At 60.5% G+C, this 12,943-nt stretch carries 16 protein-coding genes and 4 pseudogenes; 8 read left to right on the top strand and 12 right to left on the bottom strand.

Features of this window, described 5'->3' with window-relative positions; genetic code table 11:
- Positions 1-7 precede the first annotated feature (7 nt).
- From GFM02_RS34865 to GFM02_RS33175, 3 genes and pseudogenes are all read left to right on the top strand, one after another.
- Positions 8-691, top strand: coding sequence for a hypothetical protein (locus GFM02_RS34865; RefSeq protein ID WP_205930573.1), 684 nt, complete (start codon positions 8-10; stop codon positions 689-691).
- Between the two features lie 3 nt (positions 692-694).
- Positions 695-890: pseudogene (locus GFM02_RS33180) on the top strand (CopG family transcriptional regulator); the annotation flags it as partial.
- Positions 891-1,199, top strand: coding sequence for a hypothetical protein (locus GFM02_RS33175; protein WP_246792581.1), 309 nt, complete (start codon positions 891-893; stop codon positions 1,197-1,199).
- 317 nt (positions 1,200-1,516) lie between these two features.
- On the opposite strand, the pseudogene GFM02_RS35355 reads toward GFM02_RS33175, so the two are convergent.
- From GFM02_RS35355 to GFM02_RS33150, 5 genes and pseudogenes are all read right to left on the bottom strand, one after another.
- Positions 1,517-1,659 (bottom strand): annotated as a pseudogene (locus GFM02_RS35355) (non-homologous end-joining DNA ligase); the annotation flags it as partial.
- 140 nt (positions 1,660-1,799) lie between these two features.
- Positions 1,800-2,312: a hypothetical protein gene (locus GFM02_RS33165; protein ID WP_168324047.1), complete on the bottom strand. Its 513-nt coding sequence runs from the start codon at positions 2,310-2,312 to the stop codon at positions 1,800-1,802.
- 111 nt (positions 2,313-2,423) lie between these two features.
- Positions 2,424-2,989, bottom strand: a pseudogene (locus GFM02_RS33160) (GNAT family N-acetyltransferase).
- A gap of 171 nt (positions 2,990-3,160) precedes the next feature.
- The gene (locus GFM02_RS33155) at positions 3,161-3,595 is read right to left on the bottom strand and encodes a hypothetical protein (RefSeq protein WP_131641559.1); all 435 of its coding nucleotides are present in this window, start codon (positions 3,593-3,595) and stop codon (positions 3,161-3,163) included.
- Positions 3,596-3,667: 72 nt separating this feature from the next.
- Entirely contained in the window at positions 3,668-4,558 is an 891-nt protein-coding gene (locus GFM02_RS33150; protein WP_168324046.1) for a LysR family transcriptional regulator, read from the bottom strand.
- A 104-nt stretch (positions 4,559-4,662) separates the two neighbouring features.
- On the opposite strand from GFM02_RS33150, the gene GFM02_RS33145 reads away from it, so the two are divergent.
- Both GFM02_RS33145 and GFM02_RS33140 read left to right on the top strand, forming a co-directional pair.
- On the top strand, positions 4,663-5,532 hold the full coding sequence (locus GFM02_RS33145) for an SDR family oxidoreductase (RefSeq protein ID WP_168324045.1): 870 nt from the start codon (positions 4,663-4,665) through the stop codon (positions 5,530-5,532).
- A 32-nt stretch (positions 5,533-5,564) separates the two neighbouring features.
- Positions 5,565-6,038 carry an AtaL-like protein gene (locus tag GFM02_RS33140; protein WP_168324044.1) on the top strand — a complete coding sequence of 158 codons (474 nt, stop codon included), beginning with the start codon at positions 5,565-5,567 and terminating at the stop codon, positions 6,036-6,038.
- 333 nt (positions 6,039-6,371) lie between these two features.
- Here GFM02_RS33140 and GFM02_RS33135 read toward each other — a convergent pair whose 3' ends face one another.
- The 5 genes from GFM02_RS33135 to GFM02_RS33120 form a co-directional block, all read right to left on the bottom strand.
- Positions 6,372-7,310, bottom strand: a complete 939-nt coding sequence (locus tag GFM02_RS33135) for a sialate O-acetylesterase (RefSeq protein ID WP_168324043.1) — start codon at positions 7,308-7,310, stop codon at positions 6,372-6,374.
- A gap of 429 nt (positions 7,311-7,739) precedes the next feature.
- Positions 7,740-8,468 carry a hypothetical protein gene (locus tag GFM02_RS35650; protein WP_348644012.1) on the bottom strand — a complete coding sequence of 243 codons (729 nt, stop codon included), beginning with the start codon at positions 8,466-8,468 and terminating at the stop codon, positions 7,740-7,742.
- 54 nt (positions 8,469-8,522) lie between these two features.
- On the bottom strand, positions 8,523-8,978 hold the full coding sequence (locus GFM02_RS35645) for an NAD(P)-binding domain-containing protein (RefSeq protein ID WP_348644011.1): 456 nt from the start codon (positions 8,976-8,978) through the stop codon (positions 8,523-8,525).
- A 392-nt stretch (positions 8,979-9,370) separates the two neighbouring features.
- On the bottom strand, positions 9,371-9,859 hold the full coding sequence (locus GFM02_RS33125) for an SRPBCC family protein (RefSeq protein WP_205930572.1): 489 nt from the start codon (positions 9,857-9,859) through the stop codon (positions 9,371-9,373).
- The gene (locus GFM02_RS33120; RefSeq protein ID WP_168258105.1) at positions 9,834-10,190 is read right to left on the bottom strand and encodes an ArsR/SmtB family transcription factor; all 357 of its coding nucleotides are present in this window, start codon (positions 10,188-10,190) and stop codon (positions 9,834-9,836) included. The genes GFM02_RS33125 and GFM02_RS33120 overlap by 26 nt, the downstream gene beginning before the upstream one ends.
- A gap of 151 nt (positions 10,191-10,341) precedes the next feature.
- Between GFM02_RS33120 and GFM02_RS33115 the strand changes: the two genes are divergently transcribed.
- The 3 genes from GFM02_RS33115 (at position 10,342) to GFM02_RS33105 (ending at position 11,887) form a co-directional block, all read left to right on the top strand.
- A complete protein-coding gene (locus GFM02_RS33115) occupies positions 10,342-10,983 on the top strand; it encodes a dihydrofolate reductase family protein (protein ID WP_168324041.1) in 642 nt (213 codons plus the stop codon).
- A gap of 66 nt (positions 10,984-11,049) precedes the next feature.
- Positions 11,050-11,412 carry an ArsR/SmtB family transcription factor gene (locus GFM02_RS33110; protein ID WP_168324040.1) on the top strand — a complete coding sequence of 121 codons (363 nt, stop codon included), beginning with the start codon at positions 11,050-11,052 and terminating at the stop codon, positions 11,410-11,412.
- Entirely contained in the window at positions 11,393-11,887 is a 495-nt protein-coding gene (locus GFM02_RS33105; protein WP_168324039.1) for an SRPBCC family protein, read from the top strand. The genes GFM02_RS33110 and GFM02_RS33105 overlap by 20 nt, the downstream gene beginning before the upstream one ends.
- A gap of 23 nt (positions 11,888-11,910) precedes the next feature.
- Here GFM02_RS33105 and GFM02_RS33100 read toward each other — a convergent pair whose 3' ends face one another.
- Both GFM02_RS33100 and GFM02_RS35800 read right to left on the bottom strand, forming a co-directional pair.
- Positions 11,911-12,645, bottom strand: coding sequence for a phosphotransferase enzyme family protein (locus tag GFM02_RS33100; protein WP_168324038.1), 735 nt, complete (start codon positions 12,643-12,645; stop codon positions 11,911-11,913).
- 187 nt (positions 12,646-12,832) lie between these two features.
- Positions 12,833-12,943, bottom strand: a pseudogene (locus tag GFM02_RS35800) (IS110 family transposase); the annotation flags it as partial.

Below are 12,943 nucleotides of genomic sequence, written 5' to 3'. Positions count from 1 at the left end.
CGTGCAAATGGGAACGAGTTTGAAAAATTTCTTATCGCTATGCGCGGGGGTTGGCTTTCTCGCATCCGGAGCGATTGCCCAAGATGCGACGCCGGGATCGGTCGAGGAGCTAATGAATGAACTTGCAAGTACCAATGCTTTGCTCCACGCGATTTTCACAGATCATATGGATGAAGCGAAGGAGATAAACGAGAAGTTTAAGGCAGGAGACGAGGAGGCCGCGTTGAAAGCCGCATACGACATGCTTCGAAAATACGGACACCCGGCACTCTCGCGTGCGAGCGACGCTTCTGCGATTGAGGTGCTGAAGAAGGCAGGCGATGTCGTTGATGCTCTGGGCGATCACTATCCGCGAGGATGCATCGAGTTCGTTCACAATGATATCTCTGACGAAGCGCTGTCTGTTCGCAGCGTGAATGAAGCCTATCGGAAGTACCAGAAGGCTGAGCTTGATGCATATGAGGATGGAAAGTATCGCGAACCTATTCCGAGGATGGAAATCGGAGATATGTTCCAGGTAGTTACCGAGGATCTGAAAGTAAGCAGAGGCGAGATGCATACGTTGCTGAATCCAGAAAACATTGCCGCCATCGAACTATGCGCAATCATCAGAAAGAACTTCAACATATCAGCAGTGCGGGAGCCAGTGCGAGGGGCATTCGCGAGGGCCAATATATCATCTAAGAAATAAGAGGCACTGCGGCTGCGCAATTCCGGCGCAGTGTCGATGGAGGATGATGTCGAGGACGCCCCTGCGCGACCTAGTCGGCGAGCTTGGCATGGCGCGCAATGATACGATCAGGTTTATCGTCCGGGAGTGGATGGAGAAGAACACCTATCTGCCGGTGCACGTGCTGGACGAGGACGACGATGTTGATGGGGAAGCTTGATTGAGTGACGATAGATTTCAACTGTGGCTTGGCCTGTGCCTCATGGGCAGCTTTTGCGCTTACAACTGGTATTGGTACATCAGATTGGTCATTTTCTACCGCAAGAACGGCTTCGATTTCAGCAAAGATTTTGAGCAGAACGACTATTTTGTAAATTATCGCTTCTTTGAGAAACCGAAAGCGAAGTTTTTTTTCGCTATGCCTTTTGCGGTGGCGGTAAGCTCTTTTATAACGCTAGGTTTTGCTTTGGGCCTGATGCGAGTTATCGAGCTTTGCATGGGTTGCGGACGGTACGGGTTGGGAAATTAATCTAAGTTATAGACCGCGGCGTTATCCTGCTCCTCCCGCAGCCCCTTATAAGAGGCGTGCCGCAGCTTGCACGCAATGACACGATCAGGCTTATCGTCCGGGAGTGGATGGCTTCGATTTCAGCAAAGATTTCGGCCCGAAGCTCCAGCGATCTGAGTTCCCAGATCATGATCAGGACTGGGCGGCGCCGAGACAGAAGTTCCTAATCGACTGGCCTTTTTGGGTGCTGACGACGTCGTTCGTTCTGCTCGGCATCGTGTTGGCTCTGACGGGAGTTCTTAAGCCTTGTATCGATTGCGCGCTGTAGCGGGCAGCCGTTACACAATCTCATAAACGGCCGCATTGTCCTGCCCCTCGCGCAGCCCTTATAAGACGCGTGCCGCAGCTTCCCGTCATGTGTCCAGGCCCGATATTCGATCTCGGCAACAAGCTCCGGCCGGACGAAGATCGCATTCCGCTTCCTCCCGGTATTGGAGAATGGGGAGGCCTCGGCCGCAGTGCCACAAAGGACGAACCGCCTCGCTGGTGGTGCTGGGAGCACTTCCCCGAGCACTTCAAGGACGGCTGGGCCTTCAATTAGTGCCAGGCTCTTTTTGTGGCCTACTGCGTGGCCGACTGCTTCTTGATGCAGGCGACGATCGCGGCCCCCGACGTCGTCGAGCCCCGCGCATTAAGCAGATGCGGCTTGTCGGAAATCCCGGCGTCGATGGCAATCTGCTTCTTGGCTGCCGCGAACGCCTCGACGAATTGTTGCGCCTGGTCTCCGGTAAGCTTTGTCTCCGAAGCCGCAAGATTGTCACCGACCGCGCCCGTCTCACCTTCGGCGGTAAATAGCAATTTGCCGTCGAAGGCGAACTTGACGGTCGGCTTAAAGCCTTGGAGCCGTTCATCGAAAACGAAGCCGGGAATCGCCCGAACTTTCAGCCCAGCCTCGGCGCTATTGCATGTCACGATCACGCCGGAGCGAAGCGAACTGGTGAAACTTACAGCCACACTGTCTCCGCCGGAAAAAGGATCATCCTCTTTCTCAACGGACCACGATTGAAAATCAGCATGGGCAGGAATGGCGGAGACACCGCACAGCAGGCAGGCAAGAAACAAGAATCGAGACATGATCACCCCTCAATGAGGGCTGGATTGTGATTGCTTCTCTACCGAAATCAACTCCTAGTTTTGCTAAAACCGGTGAAGAAAATACCTCCCAACTCCCTATCGAACTGGAGCTCAACGCGGCCGCCGCAGCATCGGGACCAGCGTCGGCGACGAACCGACCTGGATCGCGCCGAGCGGTTCGAAGCCGTAGCGTCGGTAGAACGGAATGTTGCGCGGGCTGGCGCGTGGTCGTGATCGCATCGTGCGAGCGCGTACGCCATCAAGGCGTCGCCGTGACCTTTGCCTTGATGCGCCGGGTCGACGCCGATCAGGGGCAGGTACCAATGTGGTTCGGTCGGGTGGTACGTGGCCATCTGCTCGAATATGGCCGTGGTTTCGGGGGCAAGAGTGGGCGCAACCGTGCTCTCGAGCACAGCACCAAGCCCCTCCTCGTCGGAATGCACCCCGGGCGATAGCCACAGCGCCGTCCCGGCGTAGTCGTCGGTGCAAAAGGCGCTTCCGTTAGAGAATGCCCTGCTCCCGAACGCCCGGGTCATTCGCGGCATGGCCGCAAGGTACTGGTGTGCATGCGGCCAGGTCCATCGCGCCATAGGATCCGCTGCAAACGCCAGCATGACCGTTTCGATCGCCAGATCTTCCTCGGCCGCGGCCATGACTCTCACTGTTGGCGATTTCATACTGCCCTCCAGAGGTAGGTGATCGGACGCGGCGACTGCGCCAGTCCTCAGTTACGCATCTTAATCCCTCTGGCGTGGGAGCGAAACCGACTGCTACTGGCTCAGTGGCTCCCGTTTGAACCTATTCACCGAGCCGCAATGCATGCCGCTAACAGTTTCTGTTATCGCGACCTACTGCTGAAGCTCGGCATCGTGCGCGGCTTTCAATGCGTCGCATCCCCCAAGCTCTTTCGTCGTGGCCGACGCCCACTCCTGCACCTGCGGTTCGGAGATCGTTAGTCCGGCTTCTCCATTCTGAGCGAGAAGCTTCAGGCTCGCTCCCTCCATCTTGGCAATCGCCGCCTCGAGATCGGAATAGATCTCGGTTCCAGGACCACAGCCTTGTTTCTCGACATATTGTAAAAATCGCGGGCGCATCGGCTTCGGCTCCGCCCCGCAATATCTCTCCGCAAGCACATGCATGATCAGCGCGTACTCGATGCCCATAAAACGCGACTCGATAGGTTCGTTAGGTTTGACACTGGTTCTGCAAAAATTTGGAGGTTGTGCATTGGCGGCAGCGAGCGGCGCGGACGCTAATACTGCGCCAAGTAGATAACGAAACACACGGCTCTCCTTCGGATGTCGATCTCGTCGATTATGGACCAGACTCTCTACGCCCGAAAGCGGGTTCGGCCATCACCGGCCGATATAGGCGGCCAGCTCGTCAGCCGTGCCATTGGGGAAGGCCTGCTTCAGAAAGTCGAGGAACGCCGAGACGCGCGCGCTGAGCAGGCGCCTGGAGGGGTAGAGCGTCCAGAGAGAGATCTCGGGGCCGTCGATATCCCCCCAATTGACCAGCGTGCCGTCCGCCAGGTCGTGGCTCACCAGCGAAATGGGTAGACGTCCTGCACCGACGCCGGCGCGCACCGCATCGCGGATGGTGATGAGCGTTGACAAGGTGAGGACCGGCTCGATTTTGATCGTCGATCGGCCCCCTGATGTCTTCACCTGCCATGTTTGCGTTTCGCCTACCCCGCGCGCAACGCCGGGCGCGGCACGTCCGCCGGTCGGCCGGGGAAGGTCGGGGCTTGCCACCACCACCAGGCGGTCGCGCAGAAACGCCCGTCCGACCAGGCTTTCGTCGGGATCGGGATTGACCCGGATGACCAGATCATAGCCTTCCTCGATCATATCGACGGCCCGGTCCTCACTCGTCACCTCAAGCCTCACCTCCGGATATTTGAGGGCAAAGCCGGCGGCGATCCTGCCCATGGCGGTCTGGGAAAAATGTAAAGGGGCGCTGATCCGCAATCTTCCCTTGGGTTTCTGACCGCCCGAGGCAATCGCCGCAGCCGTCTCGTCCAGTTCGGCAAGCAGCGCCCCGGTTCGCTCGAACAGCGCCCGTCCTTCTTCGGTGAGCCTCAGGTTACGCGCACCCCGTTCAAACAGCCGCAGAGCGAGATCGCTTTCCAATTCGGCGACACGGCGCGACAATGTCGCCTTCGGCCGGCCGGTCGCCCGTGCCGCTTTGCCGAAGCCGCCATGGCGGGCGACAAGATTGAAATCGGTAAGCGCAAGAAGATCCATGGCCGTTCCACCAGTGAGACGGTCTGTCTAAAATCGCCGTCTATCGGACTGCCAGTGAACCACACATATTCGAGGTGTCAAGCAACCCAACACGGAGAAAGACCATGACTATTCTCGTCACCGGCGCCACAGGCAATGTTGGCCGCCAAATCGTCGAACACCTCGTCAAGCGCGACGCCGATGTCCGCGCTCTTGTCCGCGACCCGTCGAAAGCGGATTTCCCGGCTGGCGTCAGCGTCGTGCAGGGCGACTTCCTCGACGTCGACTCATTGCGCAACGCCATGTCAGGCGTGTCGACGCTGTTCCTGCTCAGCGCCGTGGTGCCGGACGAATTCACCCAGGCTTTGATCGCGCTGAACGTCGCCCGATCGGCCGGCATCGAGCGGATCGTCTATCTCTCGGTGATCCACGCCGACGTCTATGTGAACGTGCCGCATTTCGCCGGTAAGTTCGGCGTCGAGCGCATGATCGAGCAGATGGGTTTCAAGGCGACGATCCTGCGCCCGGCCTACTTCATCCAGAACGATCTGACGGTCAAAGACGTCATCACCGGCTACGGCGCCTATCCGATGCCGATCGGCGCCAAGGGTCTCGCCATGATCGACGTCCGTGATATCGCCGAGATCGCCGCCGTTGAGCTGTTGCGCCGCGAACAGGCTGCAGAGCCGCTGGCGCTCGACCGGATCAACCTCGTCGGTCCGGAGACACTGACGGGGGCTGGTATCGCCGCCATCTGGTCGGACGTGCTCGCCCGCCCGATCCACTACGGCGGCGACAATACCGAGGGCTTCGAGCAGAACCTCAGGCAGTTCATGCCCGCCTGGATGGCCTACGACATGCGGCTGATGGGCGAGCGTTTCCTGACCGACGGAATGCTGCCCGAGACCGGCGACGTCGAACGTCTGACAAATCTGCTCGGACGCCCGCTGCGCTCCTATTCCGCCTTCGCCTCGGAAACCGTTGCCTCCGCCTGAGGCAGCACAGCGATCTCGAAAGGACGATCACCATGATCTATTCGACCGCCACAGTTCCGGTGAACCCGGAAGGCGAAACCCCGTTGACGCGCGCCGAGGCCTGGCAAGGTCTCGAACGCAAAGCACGCGACGCCCGGCTCTTTCTTCCCGCCGGTCTCTGCACCCGATGCGATGTCATCGAGGAAAGCCCGACCCACTTCGTGCGCGAGGCGACGATTGCCGGGCAGGATCTGCGCGAGATCATCACCCTGGAGCCGCAAAGCAAGGTCACCTTCTTTCAGGCGACGGGGCCACGCGAGGGAGCGATCGTCAACGAGCTTTTCGAGGATCAGGACGGTCAGTTGCAGCTGCGCTTCTACTGCTATCTCGGCCTGCGCGGCAAACAGCCGAACGGCCCGGAAGAGCAGGCCGAACAGGCTCAATTCGACGGCGAAACCGGCTACAAGGCCGCCCTGCTGTCGACGCTGAAGCGAACCCGCGAACTGCTGGCAGAGGGAAAGCTCTGAATATCGCCGCAACACAAGCAACACGGCTGCGACCTTTCTCCAACCTCCCGCCCTCGTCCTTCGAGGCTCCGGCCTTTGGCCTGCGCACCTCAGGATGAGGGCTGGTCGGTGTGCCCTGCCGCTTCGCTTCCCGTTGAACCAGGGCGCGACCTCTCTCCAGCCTCATCCTGAGGTGCCCCGGAAGGGGCCTCGAAGGACGGGGCTGGCCATGGGCCGAGCCGCTTGTCGGCCAAAGCGGACAAGCGCCTTGCCGGTGCAGCGCTCACCGGGCGGGAGTTAATCTTGCTGGCATCCATATGGCTCGCGAAGGCGCGAAAGCCGGTTCAGACCAGACTATCGCGAGCTTTCCAGGTGGCCGTCGGAGCGCAGAAGGTTCAGCCAGGCCTGCGACACTTTCTCCCCGCCTGTGGCCCCGAAATGGCAATCGTCGTAGCGGTCGTCTCCATCGAGTAACGCGTCGGAATTGACGCCCTCTCGGATACCGTGGCCGCTTTTTGACAGGGCCACTTGCGCCCGCACGACCGCATTGTCCGGAATATGCTCCTTGAAGCCGCCGTTGCTCGGTTCAAGGCATTTCGATGCGGTCGAAATGTAAACAGGTGCATCGACGCCGTGCTGACGCAACGTGTCGACCATCGACATGAAACGTTCCTGGTAGGCCTCCGCAGGGGTGCCGATAACGAGGTCCGCCTCTCCTTGCACCCAGAGGACGTTCGTTATCCGGTAACCGGAATCCTGAAGCTTTTTCACTGTATCGACCAGCACGGGATTGAAGTCACCACCTGCCGCCCATCGTGCGACCTCGGATCCGGAATAGGCGAGAGGTGCGAGGATGACGTTGTCATTTTGTCCCGATGCGATCAAATTATTCGCAAGCAGCGTCCAAAACTCTCCCCTGGTATTGGTCGATCCAAGAAGTGGCGACGCCGCGATGAAGCAGCGTTTGTCAAAGGCGTTTACAACGCGAGCGCCATAATTCGACCGGTGCCGTTGTCCTCCGTAGTTGGCCGCGTTCGATTGGCCAAGAATGAGCAGGACAGCAGTTCGGTCGGTCTGAGCCGGGCAGGTCACAAGCGTTTTCGATTCATCCCCGATGAGCCGTTCCTTGTCGTCGAACGTGTAACGGCTTGGAGCCGCCACCTTCTCTCCGCCAACCATTTTCTTCAGCGCGGAAAGTTGTGGCCAAGGAAAGATCTGATGTCTCGCGCTCATGCCGCCGAGAAAGTAGACGGCGATCAAGGCGGCCAGGCCGACTGCCAGTGTTTTGCGCATGTCGTTACCTTTCAAACATCATCCGATCACATGGAGCCTATCGGGCCGATCAAGGCTGCTCCAGCCATGAAGGTTCCTTTACACACCAGCCACATCTGCTTTCTTCGGGCATGATCTTTGAAAAGACAGTTCGTCGCGAAGATCGAGCCCCCATCGACGACCATTTCGCGCGGAGTCGCCGGAAACCTGCTCTAAACTATAGATCGGACCAGTGATTACAATCATCCGGATGGGTTAGATCGTACCTGTTATGGGCGGGTCCAGATAAAACAGCGAGCCGCCGATCGTACGCGCCGGGGCAGGTCTCCAGCAGACCCGCGAACTGCTGGCAGAGGGAAGGCTTCGCCGCAACAAAAATAACAGAGCGGCTGCCGCGGCCTGAACGGTAGGCTCAAGGGCCGGGACGATGGACGGTCCCGGCGAGCGTCATCAGGCGTCCAAACGACGCCGGATATCGTCGGCCAACAGGGCTGCCTCCTCCTCGATTGCCAATATTGTGCCCGACCGTCGCGAGATCGCGAAAGGCAGGCCGGCAAAATAAACGCCAGGAACGCTCGCGAACCCGTTCTCGTGCAATGGCTGGCCTTGTGCATCGAGCACATCGGGAAGACGCACCCACCCGAAATCTCCTATGAACCCGGTGCACCAGATCACCGTTGTGATCCCCCGCGCGACGAGATCAATTGATCGGATTGGTGGATTCGGCAGAAGCGCACCAATCACCTCCGCCGGGTCCGGTTCAGCCCTCGGGGCATTAATCCCGTTGCGGGCGATATACTCGTCGATCAGGCTGCGAACCATAGCGGAGCCCTCGTCGGCATGGCGAACGTGCTCTTCTGCATCGTCGCTGAACGAGAGGCGGCCGTCGTCGACGCCCGTGAGCCGGCCCAGCAGGACAACGCCTTGCGCGCTGAGGGACTGCAGGCTGATCGTATGGAGCGCTCCTTGCAGCGGTCTTCCAGGGATAGGCCCCTGTTCAAGAATTTCTCGGCGCGTTATATCCATCCGTCCGCTCAGAACCAGCCAGACACTGATGTGACGACCTCGGTACATTCGGGGCAGCCGGCCGACCCGGCCTGTTGCAAGAAACACGGTTCGCCCCGCCTGGACCAGGTCCTCGGCGATTTGGCCGCCCGACTGGGCGCTACCGACCACCAACACGGCTCCACTGTCGAGACCGGATGCGTTGCGGTAGGCCGGTGCATCGATCTGTTAGACTTCGGGCGGCAACAAGGCAGAAAAAGGCGGGCGCACCGGGCAATTCTGGTTACTGCTGGCGATCACCACATTCCTCGCCCACAGTGGGCCACTTGGAAGCACCAACCGGTACAGGCCATCGCTCGCAACAAGGTCGGTCACCGGCGTACCGGTCTCCACCGGGAGGCCATACCGGCCGGCATAGTCCTCCAACAGCGCGACAAACTCACCGCTTGTCATTGCACCGTCGGGATCGGGGCCGACATAGGTGTCCCCGGGCATGATGGTTTGGATATTGGGTGTGTTTATCCGAAAGGAGTCCCAGCGCTGGGTCCGCCAAGTCTCGCCGATGCGACCTCGCTCCAACACTCTATGACGCAAGCCGCGCTGCGTCAGCGCATGACTGACGCCCAGCCCCGCCCAACCGGCGCCGATGACGACGGCATCAAGAATATCCGTTCCGCTCATCATGACGTTCCCCTCTGATATCAACTCTATTGTACTTTGTGAAATCAGTAAATGGTCGGATTTATACTATGGAGTTGCTCTCCCGCATGGCGGAGCCGAAGACAGCAGCACTTGGCGAGGCGATGGCCAAGATGTCGCCTCTCGTGCTCGCTCCCTCTTCTTCCCTGAGGGGCGAAGGACGGGTCGCCGGAAGGATCGGATAAGGGGCCACACGGCACATCATTCATTGCCCTTCGCTCGCGCTCGGCGCATTCGCGGCTTCGCCGCTCACCCCCTCATCGCCTCGCTATCGCTCCGGCACTTCTCCCCGCTGGGGAGAAGAGGACGGTCGTGGCGCCTTCATCCCCCTCCGGACGGCATCGAGCGGCCGAGGGCTCAGCCGCGCGGCCTAGGGCTCAGCGGTCCAGCCAGGCGGCGAGTCCGTCAAGCGTCTGCAGCCCGTATTCCACCGCGCCGAAGCCGATGACCACCTGACGCCGCTTGGCGCTGGGGTGGAGCTGGCGCATGGTCAGCACCGTCTTGCCGTCGGCCTGCTCGTCGAAGGTTATCGTGGCGCGGAAACGGTCGGGGTCGTCAGGATCGGGTGTGCCATAGTCCATTACGATCCGCTCGTTCGGCACGATCTCCAGAAAGCGCATGAGGTTCGGGAAGCGCTGCTCCCGGCCCTCGAACACGCCCACCATATCGAACCGCCAGACCCCGCCCTCGCGGATATCGGCTTCGTGGGTCTCGATGCTGAGGCCGGCCGGGCCGTACCATTCGCCAAGCGCCTTGGGATCCATCCAGGCGGCAAAGACCTTGTCGCGCGGGTGGTTGAGCAGCTTCACCAGCACGATTTCGCGGTCGAGCGACCATGTCTCAAACAGGCTTGCCATGTCCTTCATCATCCTCTTCGGTTTTGTCCAGGTAGACTTCCAGGCGATCCAACCGCTCGGTCCAGCGCCGGCGCTCCGCGACCATCCAGTCCGCCGCCTCGTCGAAGCGCGCCTGCACCAGCCGGCACCAGCGGCTGCGCCCGCGCTTCTCACTGGCGATCAGCCCGCAATCCTCAAGCACCTTGAGATGCTGGGCGAAGGAGGGCAGCGCCATGTCGAAAGGCTCGGCAAGCGCGCTGACCGGCAACTCGCCCTCGACCAGACGCGACACCACGGCACGGCGGGTCGGGTCGCTGAGAGCGTGAAAGGCGAGGTCAAGGGGGGTCGAGTGGTAAGGCATGTGCATCCGTAAAATGGTCGGCGGCGCCGGTCAAGGATAAAAAGGTACTTGCCTTAGTATCCGCCTCCGAATATGAAGGTACTTGCCTTAGTGTTCGGCCCCCAAATGGAAGGGCGGCTGTGGTGCAAACAACCCGCAAGGAGGATTCCCAGTGGTAGTTCGTGTCGATCTCATGATCTCGCTCGATGGTTTCGCGACAACGACGGACCAGACGCCCGAAAGCCCGTTCGGCGAGGACTGGCCGCGTCTCGTCGGCGCCTATGCGGCAACGCGAACGTTCCGTGAGCGCGTGCTCAAGGATACGACGGGGGAAGGGACCACAGGTCTCGACGACGACTATGCGAAGGAATATTTCGAGAATGTGGGCGCCGAGATCATGGGCGCCGGCATGTTCGGTCTCCACAACTTTCCCGACGATCCGAACTGGCGCGGCTGGTGGGGCGACGAGCCACCGTTCGGGTGTCCGGTCTTCGTCCTCACCCGCAAGTCGCGGCCCTCCATCGAGATGGCCGGTGGCACCACTTTCCACTTCCTCGATACCACGCCTGGTGATGCGCTCCAGCAGGCCGTGAGGGCCGCAAACGGCAAGGATGTAAGGATAGGCGGTGGTCCTACCGTCGTTCGCGACTATCTCAAAGCTGGCCTTGTCGACCGCCTTCATGTTGCTATCACGCCGATTTTGCTCGGGCGCGGCATCCGCCTGTGGGACGATCTGCGCGGCCTGGAAGCCGGCTGCAGCGTCAAGGCGGAAACGTCACCGAGCGGCACCATCCACCTTACTTTCCAACGCTAGCCGCTAGCCTCCGGCCGGTCTCGGCCCCTTGCATGACGCCGATCCGCATGTTAAACACTGAACTATATGGTTCAGTTTTCGACAGCTCGCCTTGATGCCTCCTTTGCCGCGCTCTCGGACGCCACACGACGCGGCGTTCTGGAGCAGCTCGGGAGCGCGGATGCTTCGATCACGGAGCTCGCAGAGACATTCCACATGACCCTCACGGGCATGAAGAAGCATATCGGCGTCCTGGAGCAGGCGGGCCTGGTGACGACGGAGAAGGTCGGCCGTGTGCGGACCTGCAGGCTGGGCTCACGCGGGATCGAGGAAGAGGCGGCCTGGATCGAAGCGCGCCGCCAGATCTGGAACGCACGCTTCGACGCGCTTGATGACGTCATCGAGGCCCTGAAACGGAAGGAGAAAGTCGATGGGGGACAGAGCGAGTAACGGCCGCACGGCGGTCGAACGGAGATCCGAGCTTGAACTCGTGGTGACGCGCACCTTCAACGGCCCGGTTCGCCTCGTGTTCGACGCGTGGACCAAGCCGGAATTGTTCAAGCTGTGGTGGGCGCCGAAGTCGATGGGCGTGCCCCTGCTTTCCTGCGAGATGGATGTTCGCACCGGGGGCAGCTATCGCATCACGTTTGGACACGACGCCTCGGACGCCATGGCCTTCTTCGGCAAGTATCTCGACGTGTCGCCGCCATCGCGCCTCGTCTGGACCAATGACGAAGGCGGGGAGGAGGGCGCCGTCACCACGGTGACCTTCGAGGAAAAGGACGGCAGGACGCTGCTGGTGCTGCGGGAACTCTATCCCTCGAAGGAAGCGCTCGACCAGTCGTTCGTCGGCATGGAAGACGCGTTGCCCGAGCAGTTCGAGCAGTTGGATGAACTTCTCATCACCCTCAGCGCGAGCATGTGACAGCCCGCCTTCAATTCAACTGCTTAGACCGCTCGAACCTCGGCAAGCCGCTTGACTGCGTATTCGTCCTGCCAGCAGACGGCGGCTTCCCATGCGGCTGAGGCCTGCGCGGCGATGTCATACGCGCCGTCGTCGAGGCCGGCAGCGTTGCCGGGCAGCACAAGGTCAAGGTCGGGGACGTCGACATGTGACTCATCCCAGTCGATCAACGCGACCCGATCTGCGGTGATGCGGACGTTGCCGGGGCTATTGGGATTGCCGTGGACGACGCATGTCTGACGCCCGGTGAGCCGCGCCCACGCTGCTCGACATCGAATAACAGCCTCAGGCGGCATCGCGGTCAGGTTGATTCTCGTTCCGGTCTCAGTATGCAGGAGGTCGGTCGACGATCGCCAGCCTGGGCGCTGCGGCCAGCCCTGCGTCAACCGATGCAGTTCGCGGAGCGTTTCGGCGACGCGACGCCAGTCGGATCCCGTCTCGGGCGGTCCGCCCTCCATATATTTCATCACCACCAGACCGTCCACGAACAGCCGGCCGTCAGTCGTCGGAATCGGCACTGGAACGGTCATGCCTTCACGGTCGAGATGTTGGAGCAGCTCGGCTTCCCATGCAAGATCAGCGTCGCTCCTGGAGCCGAGACGAGCGACCGCGATATGCCCGTGGACGCGAACGCTCCACACGTCGTTGGCAACTCCACCCGTGAGCCGTTCGATGCGAACCGCGTCTTCGCCCCATTGCCCGATTGCTTCCCATCCCATTGGCGATACCCTTGGAGGCCATGATGAAATGACGAAAGAAATAGAGAAAGTTTACGACGCCACGAAGGCCGCCGCGGCGCGAAGCTGCCGTTGGTAGCAACTGCTCGACAACCGCAACCTAACCTGAAGCTGCCGCCGACTTGCGCGAACCGGCAGGCGCCCACTTCTCCTCCCTCACCAAGTCAGTTTATGCGTTGATCTTCCCTATTTCATTTTGGTGTCGCACGGCGTCTCTGACGCGGGCGTTTGCGATGGTGATGATCTTGCGCATGATGGCTGTGAGGGCGACGCGCTTGGG

The sequence above is a fragment of the Rhizobium leguminosarum bv. viciae genome, assembly GCF_012276115.1.
GTDB classification, from domain to species: Bacteria; Pseudomonadota; Alphaproteobacteria; order Rhizobiales; family Rhizobiaceae; genus Rhizobium; species Rhizobium leguminosarum_T.
This window is presented reverse-complemented; position numbering and strand designations above follow the sequence as displayed.